This is a genomic window from Anabaena sp. EIM26 (assembly GCF_057568715.1).
On the sequence record NZ_JBWNLG010000002.1, the window covers coordinates 176,284 to 197,722 of the forward strand.

The following is a 21,439-nucleotide window of genomic DNA, read 5'->3' on the forward strand; positions in this document are numbered from 1 at the left end:
CTCTGTGGTTCGTTATTCCTGAAATTTGTCTCACGCAGAGGCGCAAAGAGTAAGAGCTTGAGAAATGGAATTTTCAATTTTCACGAATCAGCTTTGCAGTTACACCATACAAAAATATATGAGCGCAAAACGTAAATTTCGTTTAGGTGCATTTATTCAAGCTACTGGACATCATATTTCTGCTTGGCGACATCCCAATACACAAATAGATGCAGGTTTGAATTTTGAGCATTACAAAGAAATTACCCAAACTGCGGAACGGGGATTATTTGATGCGGTTTTTCTAGCAGATAGTCCAGGAATTTGGGGTGGTTCTCCTGAAACTCAGATTCGTAACGGTAAAATAGCTCATTTCGAGCCTGTGACGCTGTTTTCTGCTTTATCCTCCGTCACCAAAAACATCGGCTTTATTTCCACAGCTTCCACTACTTATGAAGATCCCTATACATTGGCACGGAAGTTTGCTTCCCTCGACCATTTGAGTAACGGCCGTGCGGGGTGGAATGTAGTCACCACAGGAAATGAGAATGCGGCGGCTAATTTCGGACTAGAACATCACCCAGAACATAGCCAACGTTATGAACGGGCGCAGGAGTTCGTGGAAGTGGTGCAAGGATTGTGGGATAGTTGGGAAGATGATGCTTTTATCAGAGATAGAGAATCTGGTGTTTATTTTGATGCCGACAAACTGCACACATTAAATCATAAAGGCAAACATTTTTCCGTTAGGGGTCCTTTAAATGTTGCTCGTCCACCCCAAGGTTATCCAGTCATTGTTCAAGCTGGTGCTTCTGAACCAGGCAGAGATTTAGCTGCCCGTACTGCTGAGGTAATTTTTACAGCTAATCAAACTTTAGCTGATGCTCAAGCGTTCTATGCAGATGTGAAAGGAAGGTTGGCAAAATACGATCGCTCTCCCGATGATCTCAAAATCATGCCTGGTGCTTTCCCCATCATCGGCCGGACTGAAGAAGAAGCTCAGGAAAAATATGAATTTCTGCAATCTTTAATTCATCCTGAAGTGGCGTGGGGAATCCTCAAAAATTATTACAAAGGTGTAGATTTATCACAATACTCTTTTGATGATTTAGCACCGGAATTGCCTAGTGATACTAACAATAATAAGAGTCGGTTGAAACTGGTGACAGACTTAGCTACTCGCGGTGGTCTTACTCTACGTCAATTATATCTATCTTTGGCGACTGCACGGGGTCATCGTACTATTTTGGGTACTCCTGAAACCATTGCTGATCAATTAGAAGAGTGGTTTATCAATGGTGCGGCGGATGGTTTCAACATTATGCCACCTATCCTACCTACAGGGTTGGATGAGTTTGTAAATTTAGTTGTTCCTGTTCTGCAAAAACGTGGATTATTCCGCACTGAATACGAGGGTAGTACCTTGCGTGAAAACCTTGGTTTACGTCGTCCAGTTAATCGTTTTGCTGTTCAACAACAGGAAAAAACATTGGTTTTGGCGTAAATAAAAAACTTTGGTGCGTCAGTCGAAAATTTGTTCACAATAACCACTTTATCGTATCTGACGCACCCTACAAGAGAACGTCAGCACAGACGTTAAAAGCCTACCGGGGTTTCAAACTATCGGAAAGTTATGCTTGTCAAAAAGACAAGAATCTTCAATTTCACGTTTAAAACTCAAGTCAAAATCAATAGCGCAATCTCCCACAGATCCCCGATTTTTTGAAAATTCATAACTTTTAGATTCTGCAATTGTTTGAGAAGTCAGGGATCTAAATTGTCTTATAACTTTTCTAAGGAAAATATGACTAAATATAGCAAGTTGAAAAGCTCTCCCTCCGCCGCAGTTAGAGCCAATCTGGATTATCCTGTCATTGATACTGATGTTCACACTAATGATTTTACTCCTGCCCTTGAGGATTATATTGCTCACTATGGCGGTGTGAAACTGGTAGATGAATTACGCAAGGCTGAATCTTCTCGTCTTAATTCTAAGAGTGAAGGTAAAGATTGGTATCAACAAACTCCTGAAGAACGTCAATATAATCGGACATTGCGATCGCCTTGGTGGGCTAGAGTTACTCGTAATACCTTAGATTTGGCTACCTACACTCTCCCTGCATTACTCTATGAACGTCAAGCGGAGCAAGGCTCAGACTATTCTGTGCTATTCCCCAATAATGCCTTAGCTGCGGCTGGTGCAAGTAAGGAGAATCGGCAATTATTGCATAGGGCGATTAATCACTATCACGCTGATATTTACCGTCAATATAGCGATCGCCTGACTGTGGTAGCTGGTATCCCCATGACTACCCCCCAAGAAGCGATTGAGGAATTAGAATTTGCAGTCAAAACACTAGGATTGAAGGTGGCAAATATTCCTGGTGGTGTAAAACGACCAATTAAGGCAATCGCTGATAAATACCCAGCCGATCAATTCCCTGAAATTGGTAAATATGCCTCTTACATTGACTTTTTCGGATTAGATAGTGAATATGACTATGATCCCTTCTGGGCTAAAGCCGTTGAATTAGGCGTACCTCTCACCACTCATTACGGTAGCCAAGGATGGACTGGACGCTCCTCCATCAGTAACTACATGAACAACCATATCGGACACTTTGCCGATGGTTCTCAAGCGTTTGCTAAAGCCTTATTCTTTGGTGGTGTAACCAGACGCTTCCCACAATTGCGAGTTGGAATGCTCGAAGGTGGTGCAGATTGGGGCGCTCACGTCTACATTCATTTAGTAGACCGGTTCTCCAAACGGAGTTTAGAAGGACTGCAAAACTACAACCCAGATTTAGCTAACCCAGATGAGTTGTTTGAGTTGTTTGAACAGTATGGTGGTGACATTACTCAAGGACATTCTCTCAGCAAAGAAGAATTAACTAAGAGTGTATTGGGAGCTTCCTTCAACCGTCATAGTCGTTCACCAGTGGGTAGCGAATTGGAAGATTTTGGTGCAGCAGGGATTCAATCTATTGAAGATATACGCGATCGCTGGGTCAATAGTTTCTTCTTTGGTTCTGAGTCTGATGACCGTACAATTGCTGCGGCATTCAACGATAAAGCCAAAACCCCTTGGGAGTTAAGCTCAACGCCATCTATTCCTCCGATGTTGGTCACTGGGATGTACCCGATCTCACCGCACCTTTAGCCGAAAGCTGGGATTTGGTCAGAGAAGGCGTAATTTCTGAAGATGACTTCAAAGCTTATGTATTCGGCAATCCCTATAAATTCTACACCCAAGCTAACCCTGATTTCTTCAAAGGTACAGCCGTAGAATCCAAACTACCTAAGACCGAATCTCAACCAGTAGATAAGACCTTGGTAGGTGTGTAAATGACCTTGTGAGGTTGCGCGAAATAAATCCCATAGAGACGTTACATATTTACATATAACGTCTCTAAATCCATTTTCTATGGCTTATGCTTTGCTAACTTCAATGCCGACAACAATAGAATGATACCCAAAATTAGATATAAGGAAGAACTTGCTACATATCTCAAAAGACTGCTGCCAATAAATGCTCCCAATATTGAACCAGAAGCCATTGAAACAATGAATCTTTGTTCTGATTTCACTTCTTTCAGTCTTTGCTGACTTCTATATTTGTATAGACCCATTATAATTGTGGGAATGCTGATTGCCAGACTCAAACTTCCTGCTAATTTGATGTCAATTGCAAACACCATAATAATTGTCGGGATAATCAATTCACCACCTGCTACACCAAGCATACTGCTGAATATCCCAATCACAATTCCCGCTACAAACGCGATACTGATTCTTAGTAAATTTGTAAGTTGCCAACTCTGAAGACTGAAAATAAAATTATGCCCAATTAATACAAAGCTGAGTAAAAATAGAAAAACGACAACAACTCGATTTAATGTTCGTTCGTTGATCTTGGTTACATAGTTAACCCCAAGATAAGAGCCAATGAGAGAGCCTGCCAGAATGTTGATGATTATTGTCAGGTTTGCAAAAACATTCTCAAGACCAATAAAGCCACTCCGAAAAATGAATGAAAAGGTGACAGTAACGAGACTCACAATGAGATTAATAATAATTGCTTGTAAAGTTCGATAGTTAAAAATGCTAACTAAAACTGGTAGGCGAAATTCTGCACCACCTAAACCAATTAATCCCCCAAAAATTCCAACCAAAGCACCCCAAGCAAACGCCCAAATATTCCGCATCAAAATTTTCACACCCATAACAAAAACTAGATTATGAGCAATTCTATAACTTTACCAACTACTAAACTCGGTCAAACCGGACTCACTGTTTCCCGACTCGTTCTCGGTACAATGACCTTTGGACTACAAACCGACGAAGAAACATCTATAAAAATCCTCGATACCGCCACCGAAGCTGGAATTAACTTTCTCGATACAGCCGATGTTTATCCTCTTGGTGGTGGACTACCCACTGCTGGACGAACAGAGGAAATTATCGGCCGTTGGTTAAAAGGCAAACGAGAACATTTTATTGTGGCGACAAAAGCCGTCGGTAAAGTTGGTGCTGCACCTTGGGATCAGGGATCTTCACGCAAACATATTTTAGATGCCATTGATGCTTCCCTCCGACGATTGGGAACTGATTATGTTGACCTCTATCAATTGCATTCTGATGATGCTTCAACACCCCTAGATGAAACTCTAGAAGCACTAGATACAATAGTTCGGGCTGGTAAAGTCCGCTATATCGGTGTTTCTAATTTCTTAGCTTACCGACTAGCCCGCGCTTTAGGTCGTGCAGATGTGCGTCATTTGACTCGTTTCGTCTCCATTCAGCCCCGCTATAACCTCTTATTCCGAGAAATTGAGCGCGAATTATTACCATTAGCACAAGAAGAAGGATTAGCTGTAATTCCCTACAACCCTTTAGCCGGGGGACTGCTGACAGGTAAACATAATCTGGCTGAAGGACCCACCGCAGGTACTCGTTTTACCTTGGGTACAGCCGCAGAACGTTATCAAGAAAGATATTGGCGCGATCGCGAATTCAATACTGTGGAGGAATTACGCACAGTTGCCGATCTAGCAGGATTATCTCTCACTACTTTAGCCGTGGCTTGGGTTTTGGCTAATCCGATTATTACAGCCCCCATCATTGGTGTGAGTCGTCCAGAACAACTTTTTGACAGTCTCAAAGCTGTGGAAGTAAAACTTGACGACAATTTAAAACAAAAATTAGACGACATCACCGCAGAATATCGCCGGGGAGATGCTGTGCGTTAACGTGATTTCGACAGATTTAAACAAAACCCCTCTCCAAACCTCTCTCCTTTTAGGGGAGAGGCTTAAAAGCCTGATTTTTGTAGTGGAAACAAGTAATACTTCTGCCCCTCTCCGTGTCGGAGAGGGGTTGGGGAGAGGTTCATTGAATTCACATTGCGTTAGGTGACTTTTGGATGATTTTATTAAACTTCACCGGACGGTTAATCCAGCCGTCTATTTTTATTTGTTACAGCAGCTAAAATGATGAAAAAGGTAAGACTTTCTAAATCTTTTCAACGCGCTCCCAATGCGCCAAACTTGCCAGATACTCCCTTCCAATTTATTTGTTATTTCGTTAATCAGTTCCGCTGGTGGTATGTGTTAATGGTGTCCCTGGAGATCATACACGCCACCTGTGGAATTATGTTACCTTATGCGATCGGTGAGATGATCCGCAGTGTGACCCGCTCCACAGGAGACAGCAAACTCATTTTTGATACCTTGAGACAACCTCTAATCCTGTTCACGTCCTTGAGTATAGGTGAGGTGGTATTTGGGCGTTCTGCTGGACTGTTGCAAACTATCCTCCATCCTATCCACAGACAGCATATTGTTCGGTCTTTATATGCCTACTTACAACAACATTCCCATCGTTATCTCAGCAGTAGTTTTGCGGGAGCATTAGCCCATCGTATTGCGGAAACTTCCCTTGGTGTCACCCAAACCATGCAAATGATGATTACTGAATTTATGCCAGTAATTATCGTCTATATCGTTTCTATTGATTGATGGGGTGGATATTAGACCTCTTGCAAAAGTCCCATAAGCGTGGGACAAGTAGCTTAGAGCTTTCTTGAAATATATGAGCTACGAAAAGGTAAAAACCCTGAAACCAGAAGAATTCAAACGCTTGTGTGGAGTGCATCCAGAGACTTTTAGCCAGATGACGGAGGTAGTGCGCTGGCATTCAAAAACAAAGCGGAAAACAGGACGACCGGGGAAACTGAGCATAGAAGACCAGTTGTTAATTGTAGCGAACTGCAAACATCCAGAGATAAAACTGCAAACAAGGCATTTTTGAAACCACAATAACTGCAAATAAGAGGGGTTGCAAAACCACATTCTTTGCAAATGAAACTGCAAACATAATTTTCAAACCGCAAACAAGAGGTTTGAAACCACAATAACTGCAAATAAGCCGTAAGCCTTGTGGGAATTGAGTTACAGCATTTAGCGCCCAAAACTGTCCAGATTAAACCAACTTTTACACTAGACACATATGTACATTTTTCGTGGTTTAATTTGAACTAACACCGTTCGATTAAATATTCAAAGCTGTTTAAACGGACAGCCAAGGTGGCTATGGCCATTTACGCTTACTTGAGGGTCTCCAGCGACAAACAAGACGTACACAACCAACGACATGGCATTTTAGAATATGCCAACACCCATGCTTTAAGTCCCATCCAGTTTATAGAGGACACTGTTTCTGGACGAGAGAAATGGTCAGAGCGGGGTGTAGGACTACTACTGACTCAAACAGCGCAAGCAAAAGATGTAGTAATTTTTTCAGAAGTCAGTCGCATGGCACGCTCCACCCTACAAGTATTAGAAATGTTGGAGTGCTGCGTGCGTAGAGGCTAGACTGTGCCAAATTGGGAGTTTTGTACGCTAAGAAATCAGAGTAATCGTCCAAAGCCTTGCCATTAAAGATTTTTAACGTTCAACTCTCAAGGAATTTTTTAACGACCATTGGTCTGAAATACAAAAAATTTCATTCGGATGACACTTCCTGAAACTATTGATAGTTAAGGGTTTCAACTTTTTGAAATTTTCTTAGCGTACAAATTTCCCGAATCGGCACGGTGATGCCATCATTGGCTAGAAGTTCTCGCTTTGGGGTGTCTTTCTCCCCAGCATGCTACCCAATTCAAAGGTTTTATTAAACAAATTAAAAGTAAATACCAACTAACAGCAATTCTTAAAGGTGAAATTGGTTGGCCACACCTACCAGAAGATAGAGATGTCCTCTATTTTTTAGCTCAATCATTCCGCGCTCAACTCATCAAAGAATTACCCCAAGAACGCCAAGCAATTACAGGTAATCACAAAGACTTAGCCCATCGCGCCAAAGGACTACTCAAAGATTTAGCCGCTATCAGCTTTGAAATTGCCCAAATGGTGGTTTCGGAAACTGAGAAAGGCGATGTTTTACCTAGTTGGTTAATGGTAGAAATAGTTAGAGACTTACCACGTTTAGTCAAGAAAGAAAATGCCACGTAAACAGGATCAAAAAGATATTGCTAAACTACAATTTCAGCAAGGATATAACATCTTGCAACAACATCCAATTTTTACATCTTTACTTTATCATGCTAACATTAATCGTCAACCGAGTAATCAATGTCCGCCAAAACATTGGGCTGTCATTAACAATTTAGGTACAATTTATGTACATCCCACCCGACGGGGTTCTCCTGAAGAATGGGTTTATGTACTGGCTCATTGTCTCTTACATTTGGGTTTTGGTCACTTCCAAGAACGCACCCATTTCCGTGAATGGAATGCCGCTTGTAATTATTTTATTGCTAAATTTCTGGCAGATTTAAAATTAGGAACTGCTCCAGAAGAATACCTTTTTCCCCTCAACTTTGCTAACCGCAATGAAGACAGTTTATATCAAGAATTTTGTGAGCGGGGTATTCCTGGAAATGACTTTGTTGATATGTTTATCGAAACTCCCAAAAGTCATTATTGGTATGCTAAAATTGATTGGCAAGCTGTGTTTGGAGAAGGTTTAACAAAAGCCGTTACTAATGCTGTATCTGTAGCCGCAGGACAGGATATTTCTCTAGCAGGGGAAAGTAAAAATAACACTCCTGCACAAAAAGCTAAGGCTTGGTTTATTAATAGTTATCCTTTGTTGGGAGCTTTAGCAACTAATTTTGAAATTATTGAAGATCCATTAATTTGTCAACGGTTAGAAATTTCTGTAGCCGCTATTGATGTAGAAAATAAGCAAATTTTTATTAATCCTGCCGGCGGATTAACAAATGAAGAATACCGATTTGTAATGGCTCATGAATTATTACACGCCGGACTGAGACATGATACCCGTCGTCAAGGAAGAGAGCCTTATTTGTGGAATGTTGCTTGTGATTATGTGATTAATTCTTGGTTAATAGAAATGGGGGTAGGTGAATTACCTCATGTGGGAGCATTGTATGATCCTGATTTGAAAAATTTATCTGCTGAGTCAATTTATGACAGAATTGTCAAAGATTTACGCCTTTATCGTAAACTAGCTACTCTCCGGGGAATTGGACAATGTGACATTTTAGAACCACAAAGAGCAGATTGGTGGACTTATGGTGATGGTGTGGCACTGGATGAATTTTATCGTCGTTGTTTAAGTCAAGGACTTGCATATCACCAAGAACAAAATCGCGGTTTTTTACCCGCAGGTTTAATTGAAGAAATTCGCGCTTTGAGTTATCCACCAATTCCTTGGGATGTGGAATTAGCTAAGTGGTTTGATAATTATTTTTCGCCTTTAATTAAAGTTAGATCATATAGCCGTCCTAGTCGTCGTCAGTCAGCAACTCCTGATATTCCTCGTCCTTGTTATGTACCTGATAGCAATCATGAAGAGGGTCGAACATTTGGGGTTGTTTTAGATACTTCTGGTTCAATGGAGCGGGAGTTATTGGGAAAGGCATTGGGAGGGATCGCTAGTTATAGTATTTCTCATGATGTTTCTTTGGTGCGGGTTGTTTTCTGTGATGCTTTTGCTTATGATCAAGGTTATTTAACACCAGAATCTCTAGCAGATAGAGTTCAAGTCAAGGGTAGAGGCGGTACTGTTTTACAACCCGGTATTGATTTACTGGAAAAAGCGGATGATTTCCCCAAAAATGGACCATTGTTAATTATTACTGATGGCTATTGCGATAATTTACATATTCGTCGAGAACACGCTTTTTTAATTCCTGTGGGTCGGTATTTACCTTTTATTCCTAAAGGTCAGGTTTTCAGGATTAAGTAAATTAAGGAGGCAGGAGAAACCCACGTTTAAAAACGTAGGGCGGATCTTTGTTAAAGTCCCAACTTTTGCCTTACTACCTCATCTTTATCTTTAAAACCTACCAGCACAGCCGTTCCATCTTTGAGGAAAAGGGGGCGTTTGAGTAGCATTGCATCCTTAGCGAATGCCTCAATCCATTGCTCGTCTGTCCAAGTTTTCTTTTCATCACCTAAAGCCCGGTAGGATTGACCGGAGGTGTTTCGCATAGCCGCAGAACCTAAAGACTTAACCCAGTTTTCGACCATCTCACGAGTTGGAGGAGTTTCTTTGGTATTAATGAACTCATAATCAATACCATTTTCTTGAAGCCACTTGAAAGCTTTTTTACAAGTTCCGCAGTTCGGTATCCCGTAGATTTGGATAGACATAAAAAAGATGAATAAATTTAAAGCAGATATTTTAGCTTAAACAGCAGAAACCTAGTATGTTAATTTTGTGTGTTTTGGAGGGACTGTCTCGAAAATTATGGGTATTACCGTAGTTTACACCGAAAGCTACTGGAACAGATGATTTTTTGTAAAAATATGCAACATATTTTGTGCATGAAGTCCTATGGAATAAATGTTGGGAAGTTTGCGAAAAAGTATCCCTAGTGAGGTGATTAAAGTATATGGTTTTGATTGTCATCAAGCCTTGGCAATTGCTGCTTTTATGCGGTTTGTCGTTGGCGAACATGGTGAAAATGCAAAAAGTCAAGCAGAACTGGAAATTGTCTGGCATTGGGAAGATTATATCAAAAATCAGCACATAACAGGGGTTTAAATCTCCATACTCAAAACTTCGCTGTCAACTGTTTAACAGGAGCTATTTCAATAATGGACAATTAACAATTAAAAATTGCGGTTCTTGCGTCTGTTTTATGGATAATTAATAGAAAAGTGCCAGTTCAATCAATACTACTCGGTTAAGCCTTTTTTGGGTATTACAAATAACGATATTTCAAGGGTTTCAGCCTTATTTATTTCGTTAACCGAGCAGTATGACTAAAAAACTCTGTACCTCACGCTTCTTGGGAATGCCTATAATTCATCAACAAACAGTGGTATAAACTGGAATTTTCTCCCATCAAATAATCCTTGATCACTAAGTTTTAATTCAGGTATCACCAGCAACGCCATAAAAGAAAGAGTCATGAATGGTGCAGATAGTGTTGAACCTAATCGTTTTGCCCTGGCATCGAGTTCTGCGTATTTTTTGGCAACTTCATTACCATCACCGTCACTCATCAAACCCGCTACTGATAAGGGTAATACGTCAACCTTATTACCTTCGACTACCGCAATACCACCTTGATGTTGAATAATGGCATTTACCGCAGTACAGATTTCTAAGTCCGTTGTCCCCACTGCCACAATGTTATGGGAATCATGGGCTACACTTGATGCGATCGCCCCTTGCTTCAATCCAAAGTTCTGCACTAATGCCACCGACGGCGGTGTATCCTGATAGCGATTTACCACCGTAATTTTCAGGATATCTTGCTCTAGATCAACTGTAACTTTACCATTTTCCATCTGCGCTGGTACACACTTTTCCCCTGTCATCAACTGACCATCAGTAACGGTAATCACTCTGACTGTTGCACCCTTGGCAGTTATTTCAAAATCCCCCGGTGTTTTTGCAGTAGTGATAAAATTATTAATAGGTGTAACCGGAACAAACGATAACAAAGTTGACCCGGACTTTGCTGTTAACTCACCCTGACAGTAAGTAGCCAACACCGTAAAATCTTGTAAATTATCAACAAAAATCAAATCTGCGCTGTCCCCAACTTGCAGCAGTCCCACATCAAGATTGTAGTGTTTGACAGGGTTTACACAGGCAACTTGCAACACATTCATGACATCATGACCTAAAGCCACTGCCCGTTTGACCAAGAGATTAATGTGTCCAGTAACTAAATCATCAGGGTGTTTATCATCACTGCAAAACATACACCGTTCTGGGTAAACATCAATTAAACTGTGCAGGGCATCAAAATTTTTAGCTGCTGAACCCTCCCGAATCTGAATCTTCATTCCCAATGCTATTTTCTCTAAAGCCTCACCCAAGGAAGAACATTAGACATCTCCGAAAACTATCAAAGCCGCTTTGTGACTAGCTGACAAACTGCAAAAGCCAGGATTGCAAACTAGCTAATGTAGACGATAGAATAGGTGTTTGAGATATTTACTGATAGTAACAAGATAAAAATACGAAGTTATATGCGTCAATTTTAGCCAGGGGTTAAGGGATTTATTTCTGTTGGTAATATGAGGGAGCCAATTCGTAATCTGACTAAGCCACAAATTGTCAAAATTACTTGTTCATATTTGTGAGGATTTAACCGGAATCGTTCCTGGACAACTCGAAATATTTTGACGGAACGAATACGGTGTTCAACAAACACCCGTTTGGCTGAGAATTTCTGGTTTTCTTCTTTCTGTTCAATGGTTAATTCTCGCTTTTTTGGTTTCTTAATGGGAGTAGAAATTAAATCTTCTCCTTGATAGGCTAAATCTCCCTTAAATCTTTGGTTTTGGTCAAACTTTGAGCGATGTTCTCGGAATAAAGTAATATCACTTTTGGGACCTTTTTCCCCAGCCACTACATCAACTATGTCACTGGCATCTGGCAAGATAACCATCTGAGTTTTAAATGTATGATGACACTTCTTGCCAGAGTAATATTTTTCTTGTTCTTGATTGTCTCCAGGTCTTTCCCTGACTTGCTCATAGCTATCTACAATTAATTCATAGTCTGTCAGTATCTCTTTAACTATTTCATAGTCAGATGCGTTTTTTTTTACTTGTTCAAGTAAACTAGATGGCAGTAATTCTCTTAGGAGTGGCAACCAGTAATTAAATGTACTATTGGCTGTAGATTCGCTGACTCCAAATTGAATCCCCAGCAGTTGAAATGTTGTCATGTGCCTCAGATACACCAAGGTTAAAATTATTTGTTCACGGATAGATAATTTGGGTTTACGTCCACCTCCACCTGCAATAATTCTAATTTTTCTTGCTTCTAATAAACCTTGTTTCTCATTGTGTAAGTTTTCTGCATTTTCGATTAACTGTTGTAGCTCCACATACTCCAGTCCAATCAACCTCTGTGTTTCTTTTTGATTCTCTTCAATATAATTCAGTAGACTACTCATATTTGTGTATCAAAAATCTCTTATCCTCTCTTTTACCACAGAATATTACTATTTTGGAGATGTCTAAACTGCTGCTCATCTCTGGGAACAGTTAAGCAATTGTCAGATTCCTGAAGAGGAAGCTGCTATCATCACCGCTATTTGGGAAACTCAAGAAGTACAATCTGAAGCTGTTGATATCCAAGCCGAATTGGCATTGCAACTAGATGCAGAAATAGCAGCTATTAAGCAACGATTAGAACATCTCAAAGCCGTGCATCAATCAGCACTATTAAGACTAGAACGCTGGCGACAGAAATTAGATGAAACCATTTTAGAACATAATGCCACAGGAATTATCCCTGAGCAAATAGTTGGTAATTCACTGCGGATCACAATTAAAGAAAATCCACCGAGTTGTGATGTACTTGTAGATGCAGAAAAATTGCCTTTAAAATACCGCAGAGAAAAGACCGTTTACTCAGCAGATAAGAAAGCAATTATTGCTGCTTGGAAGAAAGGAATTCCTGTGGATGGTACTCATGTTGAACGTAAGCGGCGGGTTGTTTATGCTTTAACAGCAACAGCGATTCAAGACTTCAAAGATTCACTATTACCTTAGCAATTAACGCAACTAGTTCAGGACTTACCGAAAAAAATGGGTTTATGGTTGGGGTATCAACCCAAAAGGTTAGGTGATGTTAGATTGGTGCAGTCGCTCATGGGGGAACGCGCTGCACCACTTTTTTCTTGAGAGATGCCCTTACTCTGGAAAACTTATCCCTGAATTCAATTGCATAAACCAGCCCGCAAGGCTATGACAGCTGCTTGGGTGCGATGGTTACGTCCCTCAAAAGCAGCATTGGCACAAAGTTTGTTCAAAACACCACGCACATATATCTTTACACTGCCGACGCTGAGATAGAGTCTTTTGGCAATCTCTCGATTTGTATAACCTTGAACAATCAACTCCAAGACTTGCAGTTCCTTGTTTGTCAGTGGATCTGCTTTGAGAAGACTGGCTTGGTCTGGGTCAATCGCAGAGATGGTCACTGTTTGAGCAACTTTTGATTTCGCTGCCGTCATTGCCGATGCCAATTGACGAGTATGCTTGAGAATAATACGAGCGATCGCTGCATCTATCCAAGAATAGCCTTTATAAGTCATGTATAGAGCTTCTAACAGCAACTCAAACTTAATGTTTTTAACACAGTAAGAGTCTGCCCCAGCAGCAAACGCTGCCAAGACCTTCTGTTCTTGAGCAAAAGAAGTGAGCATCATAATTTTCGTTTGTGCTGCTGCTCCTGGTGGCATAGATTGTCGAAACCGATGCACCACTGTTATGCCATCCATATCTGGTAAACCGATATCCACAATGGCAATATCTGGCTTGGTATCTTGAAGCAATTCTAGACCAGCAGTACCTGTCTCTGCATCTCCTATAACTTGAATATTCTTTTGCTCATTCAAACAACTGCGTATTCCTACCCTGGTCAAACTGTGGTCTTCAATAATTGCCACTCTCATGTTTTTCATGACTTACCTCAGCGACTGGTTCAATGTACTCTCACCAATGTCGAAAATAATTGATGTATCTGTTTGACACTTCCAAGCAGGCGATTCTTGGTTCGTAAACAACACGTCAATTTTTCTTAGTTGTCATCAATACCTTAGCCAAAATAAGAGCCTTGATAATTTTTGGCAAAAACGACAAAGATAAGCATACATAAGCGTTCGAGGAAAAGGTTATTTAGAATCTAAAACCCTTATCCTACAATCAATACATTAAAAACCCTTGTGGGAAACCTTCAAGGAATTTTTAGGACTGATTGTTTTTGCCAAGCCTAACGAGAAACGGGAGTTTATAGTTAAAGCATTATCATCTCACCCTCGTAATTTGGCTAAGGTATTGTTAACATCTATCTATGTATTGATTAAAAACCTTTAACTTCTGAAAAAAATCTATCTAAAGACTCATATAAGTATAAAAACTTAAAGAGCAAACTTGAGTTTTCCCAAAATCTACTTGATCTGTATGACACCTTTCTCTTTGAATCAAACTTCAACAGAAAGTATCCTTTTGATAGATGACTCAGCCAAAAATTTTTGCTTGTTAAAATCTACTCTCCAGCAAGAAGGATACAGGGTAACATTCACAGATAGTGGCAGTGAAGCCTTAATTAAGATTGCCAAATCTCCCCCTGATTTAGTGCTATTAGATACCTTAATGCCAAATATTGATGGCTATGAAATCACTAGACAGATTAAACAGAATTCCGATTTACCTTTCATACCTGTGTTACTCGTTACGAATTGTGATGAGTCCTCTTTCATTCAAGGTTTACAGGCTGGTGCTGACGATTTTTTGATTAAGCCTGTAGAGCAAAATGAATTGTTAGCACGAGTGCGCTCGCTCCTCCGGTTAAAACACAGTATCCATCAACGTGAGCAATTTGCTCACCAAAGTCGAGAATATTTTCTGATTAAGCTGACTCACGATTTACGAACTCCTTTGACCTCAACAATTCAACTACTAGGAATGATACAAAAAGGAAATTTTGGTCAACAATTGTCAGAAATACAAGAATATCTGCAACAAATTACTGAAAGTAATCAAATGTTACTGTCAATAGTTGAAAATATGCTGGAGGTTTATCAGTATGAAACTGGATCTAAGGATTTGGAGTTTTCTGCTGTAGATTTGTGGGAGTTAAGCCAAAAAATAGTTAGGGAACTACAACCTTTAGCTGTTGTGAAAAACTTAACTCTCAACGCCAAATTAAATGACACACAACCATCTGTTGTGAAAGTCTGCGGCGATAGAATAGAACTTTACCGACTGCTCACTAACTTAGTTGGTAACGCTATTCGTTTCACTGATGCTGGGTCAGTAGAAATTCGCCTCAGTTCTAATGTTCAAGGGGTAACAATTGAAGTAGAGGATACAGGTATTGGCATAAGTCAGTCAGAAAAATCACTTTTATTTGAACGCTTTCGACAGGGTAAGCATCAGCGTCGGGGTAACGGTCTAGGATTATATTTGTCCCGTCAAATTGTTGAAGCCCATCAAGGTAATATCTCCGTTTCATCGACTGTGGGAAAAGGTAGCATTTTTACAGTTTATTTACATGCTTTAACACCTCTAGGGCTGGATTGACTTTTTTCCAAGTCTTAGGTTTTTGTGGAGCAATGCGAAAACTTGACATACTCACTGTCCTAAAGGAGCGGTGATTGTTGACGCGTCAAGCCGTCAGTCCATACTCTTGTTCGACATGATCTAACAATTTTGACTGCAAAGGTGAAAGGTACGGTTTGAGTTGTTTCCCCAATCCTGAACAGACCAATCAATGGCAATATCTCGGTTTTCAATTTGATGCAGTCTTCGCAATCTCACGCATAGCTGTCGCATGAACTGGCAGTCTTCATCTAAAAGTTCTAAGGATTTCAGATGTTCTATTGTCACTGTATACTCGGCATCCCAAGTCTCAAGCGTGCAGCTATAGTCTCCAACATGGGTAATGACACCCCAACAACCACTTTTGCCTTTCAGTTTTGGGTTGTCTTTGGGCAGTAGAATACATACTTCCCCAACATGATACGGTAGTGGTACTTTGGTTCTTTCTCGGATTTTGTCCACAATATCTTGAACTTGACGACCAGAAGGAATTTTACCACCACCTTGCTCTACTGCCTGTTGCCAAACCAGTCGTTGCTGTTCTGGGTCTAAGGGAACCAAAGGTCTAACTTGGCGTTCACTCGTTGGTAAGATTTGGGAACCATTGGTTCCCATTTCGTCTGGTATTTCAATTTGGGAACCATTGGTTCCCATTTCGTCTAGTATTTTAATTTGGGAACCATTGGTTCCCATCAGATTGTCAACTACTGATGAACCAGCTATCAGGTAGTTCACATGACGGTGAGTAAAGCCAAATCGGGAACGACAGTAATTTTCAAAGGTTGAGTGAGTTGAACGGTACAAACGTCTGTCTCGTAGTTCTTTCAATGCTTTAGCAGCTGCGTAAAATGCTTTTTCAACTTGTCTCTCTAAAAATATGCGATCGCGCCACTCGTCTGTAGTCAGTTCGGAGCTAACAACTACTTCAGTATGGTTGCTTGCAGAATCATTCTGGGTGGGTAGCGATGTCCCATCAGTAGAGATGTTTGATATCTTACTCATAATTTCTACCCCCTAGTTTCCAAGGAAAATCTCTATTATTTGATACATTGTAGCCAACTGTAAATTTATGATTTATATTCAATAATAAACTGATAGTTTATATTTAAGGGTAGTTGAATGGTTGAAAAAATGATGAAAGTTAGAAGAACGATAGATATAGAAATACCCGGTTTGGGAAAGAGAATTAGACAAGCTAGAGAAGCTGATAGACGCTCTTTAGCTGAAATATGCCGTCAAATTCCCATGACAACTATGAATTGGTACAAAATAGAATCCGAAGAAACCAAAGCTTTACCCATCGAAACTTTACAACGTATTCAAGATGTACTGAAAGTTGACTTTGGTATTAATTTTTACGAATAGCTAAGAACAAATCCTTATGTTTTACAGTTCACCGATTTGCCAAAGCTAATATTTCTACGGTTAAATTTTAAATTTCTACTTAATTTCTAATTAATCAGAGTATATATTACAGCAGTTTTCATGTATTTATACTAATTGGATGCCTAAGCCAGGAAGTCACCCTCGTAAATTGGCTACAGTATTGAGTAATGCCTTTTGTGCGATTGCCTTCGGCACTGGCGTAGCCAATCGCGGAAGGTTGTCCAGTTTTGTCGAGAAAAATCCTGAACTAAATAGTTTCCATAATTACACGTCTTCAAGGGTACTAGGACTAGATTTATCAAGACTTGCTGACACCCAGAGCTTTCCATAAATTACTCCGGCGCTGATGCTGAACTCGCCATTGAGCTAGTAGGGCATGATAGGATTGTGGGGCTAATTCCTGGAGTGCAAACATCCACTGTGCGTGTTCTGTATAATCCGAATTTTTGCACAGTTCTGGTTTGGGTACAAAATTATGTAAGTGTTTTTGCCAATAAGCCATCACCTTTTCCCAAAGATGATCAGGTGTATACTGTTGTAGATATAATAGCCGGGAAGGATCATCAGACGCTGACAATCCTCTTGCTTGAATCACAAATTGATAAAATTTGGGATAGGGGGGTTGAATTTTATAATGTATCTCAGTCAAATCCTTTGTCAACAACCTCAAAATATCATAATCTTCACCCAAGAGTTCCTTATCTCCAGGTAAATCTCCTAACCATTGCTGGATTTGTTCTTGGAACCAGACAATTCCCAATTCAGGAGTAGCAATACTGTCGATTAGCCAATGCAGCCACCAAATATCAATCCTTTTAACAGGTGTGTACAATTCAAAACGCGAACGTGGTTTAGCACGCCCAATCACATAATCGCGCCAAGATTGAAATAGAGATACACGAGTCGTTTCCGAAACACCCACCTCTGCAAAAGTTTTAAACATAGTTGACCAATCAAAACAGCTATCAAAAGTGATTAGCTGAATTTCTAAAGCCTTAACTCGCTCCAATTCTCCTAATTCTTGAGAGATTTGCTGATAAAAGCGCAGAAGCTTCTTCTCACGGTCTTGTTGCCCATGACTACTATAAAATCCATTAATTAACGGAAACAGCAGCGAAGTTTCTGGTTGCCAAGATTTATCTTGCTGACGGAGTTCTAGCAAAGAATTCAAAGTTTCTGCAATTACAGTTAAACAAAGCGCATAATTCTGTTTAACTAATAAATCTTCAATGATTGGTAAACCATTTTGCCATTGTTGCGGGATAGTAGCTCGGAGAGTTTCTAAATATATCCCTGGTGGTGCAAATTGATGGATAGCTTCCATATAAAATTGATGCCAAGGTGAATAAATAGAGTTCAAAGGTTCTTTCCATAAATCAGACTCTCTATTCGCATTTAACCCCGCAAAAATATTCTGTTGTTCCTCCTGGGATAACTCCATCAAAAAATCCACAATTCCATCTTCGTCTAGACTCACATATTCAAATTCTGCTGACAATTGCCTGATGCGTTGAGCAAACTTAAAAGCATCTTGCCTCGCCAGCTTAACTGTTAACCACTCCCACTGCAACAAACAAGCAGTTGTAGATACTTGTAATTCAATCCCATTATCAATATCCATCCAATCAGGTATACCTGTTGAAATTTCACTTTCAGCATCCAAAAGTGCGTCAGCAAAACCGGCATTGGGATTAAATCCATTCTCCACAGCCACCTCAATCAATGGCTGCATTTTTTGGGCTACTTTTTCTAAATTTTCAGACAGCGAAACAGCATCAAAGTAAGGTGCTTCCCAATCAGCTTCTTGCGTTATATATTCTCCCTCTTCTTGAGAAGCTTCATCTATAATTTCGTTCCATTCTTGCCACAATTCCAGCCAAATTTCGGCTAATTTAGATTGAGACTTAGGCGGTGATTTAACTTTTGTTACCTGTGCGACTATTGATGGTGGGGTGAGGATTTGCTTAATAGTTTCTTGAGTATTGGGAGCGAGTTGTGCTAGAACTGCGTCCCATAAATCATCAGACAAAACTGTAAACAGCACATCAAGTAGCTGTGAAATTTCCTGCTGTGTTAGTGCCGATTGGATCTGATGGGCTACGCTCAATATTTCGTGATCACCAACACTACCTGAATTACCTTGAATCTTTTTTGACATTTGAGACTAACAGAGTAACATCTGCTTAATTCTAATATCCCATATGCTAGGCGATAAATAAGCCGGTTTGACTGAAGAAGATTCGTGAACTACCCGGATTAATAAAGAACCTTCTGTTGCTGTTTAATACCTAGGGCTTGCTGAATAAAGCTAAAACATAGATATATCAAGAGTCGGAAGGTTAAAAAGGTAAATCAGGTGCAAGGAATAAGCATTGAAACTACCAAAAACCTATCACTGGATCTGATTCAAGACTATTCTTCTCTTCTTCTAATTCTTCCTCCTGACTCCTGACTCCTGACTTCTGACTCCTAGCCCTAACGGAAAGACTTTTTCAGCAAACCCTACCTAAGATTATTCATAGTTTTGTTAAGTCTCTGATTAACTCAGCCCTGCTGGGTCATTTTTCATGGTTTAGTCTAAACTCCAGATGATATGGCGGCGCATAAAAGTCAGCAGCGACAACACAATAGAGAATTTGCAAACTACTACTAACGAAGCGGGACAATTAGTGGATAATAGCTATGCTGGTGACCTCGCGGCAATAACAAGAAGTATTAACATTATTAAATCATCGTCAGTTTTTAAAGATTCAATGCGGTTAAAACCGCCCGTGTCGTGGCTGATGAGCCATGTGGAACCATCCCTCTCAGGTCTAAAGACGCACTCGTTTCCCACTTACCGCGTATTTTTATGATTATTGCCTTTACAAATCAAAAAGGTGGCGTAGGCAAATCAACTGCGGCTGTTCATCTGGCGTATTGGCTTAGTCAACGCCAAAAAACACTAATGATTGATGCCGATGCCCAACAAAGTAGTTCCGTCTGGGCTAAATCTTTAGGTCTGGTTTACCAAGTCATTCAAGACCCAGAAGAGTTGTTTGAGAAAATTCCTGACTTAGCTATCCAGTATTCAGCCTTAGTGATTGATGCCCCCGGTTCACTTTCTGAAACTACTAAAGCAATACTGGCTCGTTGTGATATTGCTTTAGTTCCCTGCCAACCTTCTGGGTTAGATTTACACAGCAGTCATAAAATTTTGCGTTTTATCAAACACGCGACTGAATTGCGCTCTGGTTATCCAAAAGCTGCTTTATTTTTGAGCCGAGCTACCAAAGGTACAGTATTAGAGAGAGAAGCCAGAGAAGCTCTCATTGCCACAGGAACTCGTCTACTGAAAGCTGCTATCTATCAAAAACAGTGTATTGCTGATGCCCCTGGTCAGGGTTATACCGTATTTCAAATGTCAGGCAAAGCTGCAACCGAAGCCGCAAGTGATTATGAGGAACTTTTTCAAGAAGCTTTGGAGGTACTGAATGTCAAGTAAAAGGCGGGAACTCAAAGATTTTTTATATGAAAATACTGAGCCAACAAACGATTCACCATCCCCAACAGCAACGGTAGCTTTATCTGCTATTAGTCTGCCCTCTCAGCAGCCTCGCCGCTATTTTGATCCTCTCAAGATGGAGCAACTCATTCAATCTGTCAAAGAGCATGGCATTTTAGAAAATCTGCTCATTCGACCAATTTTAAGTCAATCAGGGCAGTATGAATTAGTAGCCGGAGAAAGACGCTATCGGGCAGCGCAAGCTGTGGGATTATTAGAAGTTCCTGTTACCATCCGCACATTAACTGATTCTGAAGCTTTTACTATTGCCCTAGTAGAAAATCTCCAACGGGAAGACCTGAATCCAGTAGAAGAAACCGAAGGCATTTTGCAGCTACTGTCATTTCGATTAGAATCCACTCAAAATGAAGTCACAGCTTTGCTTTATCGGATGTTGAATGATGTTTCCCGATTGACTAATAACGTTATTAGTCAACCAGAATCTGAAGCAATTAAGGCGATATTTACTGACTTAGGGCTGATGGAGTGGGAGTCTTTTGTGAGCAATCGTCTACCTTTACTAAAACTACCTACAGATATTTTAGAGGCGCTGCGTTCTGGGAAAATTGAGTACACCAAGGCCAATGCCATTGCACGAGTTAAGAATGAACAGTTACGCCAAAGTTTACTAGCAGAAGCGATCGCTAGTCGGTTATCGCTAACTCAAATTAAAGAACGTATCCGTAGTTTTAATGAAACTAAACCTAGTCAGGATGCCTCAAATCCTCTCAAGCAGCGCATTTCATCCATTTTGGGACGAGTGCAAAAAACAAAGGTTTTATCAAATCCCCAAAAGCAAAAACAATTAGAAAAACTGCTATTTCAAATGGAAAATTTACTAGAAGAAGATTGACATTATGCGCTCGTAAAATTGTTATCTAAAATAAATTTTGGCTGTAAATAGGTGCTTTATGGGGGTTAAGTA

At 40.2% G+C, this 21,439-nt stretch carries 19 protein-coding genes and 2 pseudogenes; 14 read left to right on the plus strand and 7 right to left on the minus strand.

Features of this window, described 5'->3' with window-relative positions; translation table 11 throughout:
- Nucleotides 1-118: 118 nt before the first annotated feature.
- Nucleotides 119-1,483 carry an LLM class flavin-dependent oxidoreductase gene (locus AC012T_RS26935; RefSeq protein WP_487066970.1) on the plus strand — a complete coding sequence of 455 codons (1,365 nt, stop codon included), beginning with the start codon at nucleotides 119-121 and terminating at the stop codon, nucleotides 1,481-1,483.
- 300 nt (nucleotides 1,484-1,783) lie between these two features.
- A pseudogene (locus tag AC012T_RS26940) lies at nucleotides 1,784-3,324 on the plus strand (amidohydrolase family protein).
- A gap of 77 nt (nucleotides 3,325-3,401) precedes the next feature.
- Here AC012T_RS26940 and AC012T_RS26945 read toward each other — a convergent pair.
- Nucleotides 3,402-4,184 carry a TSUP family transporter gene (locus AC012T_RS26945; protein ID WP_487067163.1) on the minus strand — a complete coding sequence of 261 codons (783 nt, stop codon included), beginning with the start codon at nucleotides 4,182-4,184 and terminating at the stop codon, nucleotides 3,402-3,404.
- Nucleotides 4,185-4,217: 33 nt separating this feature from the next.
- Here AC012T_RS26945 and AC012T_RS26950 point away from each other — a divergent pair, with 33 nt between their 5' ends.
- The 6 genes and pseudogenes from AC012T_RS26950 (at nucleotide 4,218) to AC012T_RS26975 (ending at nucleotide 9,252) form a co-directional block, all read left to right on the plus strand.
- On the plus strand, nucleotides 4,218-5,228 hold the full coding sequence (locus tag AC012T_RS26950; RefSeq protein ID WP_487066972.1) for an aldo/keto reductase: 1,011 nt from the start codon (nucleotides 4,218-4,220) through the stop codon (nucleotides 5,226-5,228).
- 240 nt (nucleotides 5,229-5,468) lie between these two features.
- A pseudogene (locus AC012T_RS26955) lies at nucleotides 5,469-5,987 on the plus strand (ABC transporter ATP-binding protein); the annotation flags it as partial.
- An 82-nt stretch (nucleotides 5,988-6,069) separates the two neighbouring features.
- Nucleotides 6,070-6,288 (plus strand): hypothetical protein, encoded by a 219-nt coding sequence (locus tag AC012T_RS26960; protein WP_487066974.1) that lies wholly within the window; start codon nucleotides 6,070-6,072, stop codon nucleotides 6,286-6,288.
- Between the two features lie 281 nt (nucleotides 6,289-6,569).
- A complete protein-coding gene (locus AC012T_RS26965) occupies nucleotides 6,570-6,851 on the plus strand; it encodes a recombinase family protein (protein WP_487067165.1) in 282 nt (93 codons plus the stop codon).
- Nucleotides 6,852-7,103: 252 nt separating this feature from the next.
- Nucleotides 7,104-7,490 carry a hypothetical protein gene (locus tag AC012T_RS26970; protein ID WP_487066976.1) on the plus strand — a complete coding sequence of 129 codons (387 nt, stop codon included), beginning with the start codon at nucleotides 7,104-7,106 and terminating at the stop codon, nucleotides 7,488-7,490.
- Nucleotides 7,480-9,252: a vWA domain-containing protein gene (locus tag AC012T_RS26975; RefSeq protein ID WP_487066978.1), complete on the plus strand. Its 1,773-nt coding sequence runs from the start codon at nucleotides 7,480-7,482 to the stop codon at nucleotides 9,250-9,252. Before AC012T_RS26970 ends, AC012T_RS26975 begins: the two co-directional genes overlap by 11 nt.
- A 50-nt stretch (nucleotides 9,253-9,302) precedes the next feature.
- Here AC012T_RS26975 and AC012T_RS26980 read toward each other — a convergent pair whose 3' ends face one another.
- Complete coding sequence (locus AC012T_RS26980; protein ID WP_487066980.1) at nucleotides 9,303-9,659, minus strand: Spx/MgsR family RNA polymerase-binding regulatory protein; 357 nt, start codon at nucleotides 9,657-9,659, stop codon at nucleotides 9,303-9,305.
- 193 nt (nucleotides 9,660-9,852) lie between these two features.
- Here AC012T_RS26980 and AC012T_RS26985 point away from each other — a divergent pair, with 193 nt between their 5' ends.
- Nucleotides 9,853-10,053, plus strand: coding sequence for a hypothetical protein (locus AC012T_RS26985; RefSeq protein WP_487066982.1), 201 nt, complete (start codon nucleotides 9,853-9,855; stop codon nucleotides 10,051-10,053).
- Between the two features lie 257 nt (nucleotides 10,054-10,310).
- On the opposite strand, the gene AC012T_RS26990 is transcribed toward AC012T_RS26985, so the two are convergent.
- Nucleotides 10,311-11,309, minus strand: a complete 999-nt coding sequence (locus AC012T_RS26990) for an adenine deaminase C-terminal domain-containing protein (RefSeq protein ID WP_487066984.1) — start codon at nucleotides 11,307-11,309, stop codon at nucleotides 10,311-10,313.
- A gap of 197 nt (nucleotides 11,310-11,506) precedes the next feature.
- Entirely contained in the window at nucleotides 11,507-12,430 is a 924-nt protein-coding gene (locus AC012T_RS26995) for a transposase (RefSeq protein WP_487059527.1), read from the minus strand.
- Between the two features lie 190 nt (nucleotides 12,431-12,620).
- On the opposite strand from AC012T_RS26995, the gene AC012T_RS27000 reads away from it, so the two are divergent.
- Nucleotides 12,621-13,031 (plus strand): siphovirus Gp157 family protein, encoded by a 411-nt coding sequence (locus AC012T_RS27000; protein WP_487066986.1) that lies wholly within the window; start codon nucleotides 12,621-12,623, stop codon nucleotides 13,029-13,031.
- Between the two features lie 167 nt (nucleotides 13,032-13,198).
- On the opposite strand, the gene AC012T_RS27005 is transcribed toward AC012T_RS27000, so the two are convergent.
- A complete protein-coding gene (locus tag AC012T_RS27005; RefSeq protein WP_487066988.1) occupies nucleotides 13,199-13,945 on the minus strand; it encodes a response regulator in 747 nt (248 codons plus the stop codon).
- A gap of 499 nt (nucleotides 13,946-14,444) precedes the next feature.
- Between AC012T_RS27005 and AC012T_RS27010 the strand changes: the two genes are divergently transcribed.
- Entirely contained in the window at nucleotides 14,445-15,566 is a 1,122-nt protein-coding gene (locus tag AC012T_RS27010; RefSeq protein WP_487066990.1) for a hybrid sensor histidine kinase/response regulator, read from the plus strand.
- Nucleotides 15,567-15,686: 120 nt separating this feature from the next.
- On the opposite strand, the gene AC012T_RS27015 is transcribed toward AC012T_RS27010, so the two are convergent.
- The gene (locus AC012T_RS27015; protein ID WP_487066992.1) at nucleotides 15,687-16,586 is read right to left on the minus strand and encodes a hypothetical protein; all 900 of its coding nucleotides are present in this window, start codon (nucleotides 16,584-16,586) and stop codon (nucleotides 15,687-15,689) included.
- A gap of 117 nt (nucleotides 16,587-16,703) precedes the next feature.
- Between AC012T_RS27015 and AC012T_RS27020 the strand changes: the two genes are divergently transcribed.
- A complete protein-coding gene (locus AC012T_RS27020) occupies nucleotides 16,704-16,949 on the plus strand; it encodes a helix-turn-helix domain-containing protein (protein ID WP_487066994.1) in 246 nt (81 codons plus the stop codon).
- 319 nt (nucleotides 16,950-17,268) lie between these two features.
- On the opposite strand, the gene AC012T_RS27025 is transcribed toward AC012T_RS27020, so the two are convergent.
- Nucleotides 17,269-19,128 (minus strand): hypothetical protein, encoded by a 1,860-nt coding sequence (locus AC012T_RS27025; RefSeq protein ID WP_487066996.1) that lies wholly within the window; start codon nucleotides 19,126-19,128, stop codon nucleotides 17,269-17,271.
- 693 nt (nucleotides 19,129-19,821) lie between these two features.
- Here AC012T_RS27025 and AC012T_RS27030 point away from each other — a divergent pair.
- Nucleotides 19,822-20,454, plus strand: a complete 633-nt coding sequence (locus tag AC012T_RS27030; RefSeq protein ID WP_487066998.1) for an AAA family ATPase — start codon at nucleotides 19,822-19,824, stop codon at nucleotides 20,452-20,454.
- Nucleotides 20,444-21,367: a ParB/RepB/Spo0J family partition protein gene (locus AC012T_RS27035; RefSeq protein WP_487067000.1), complete on the plus strand. Its 924-nt coding sequence runs from the start codon at nucleotides 20,444-20,446 to the stop codon at nucleotides 21,365-21,367. Before AC012T_RS27030 ends, AC012T_RS27035 begins: the two co-directional genes overlap by 11 nt.
- Nucleotides 21,368-21,439 lie beyond the last annotated feature (72 nt).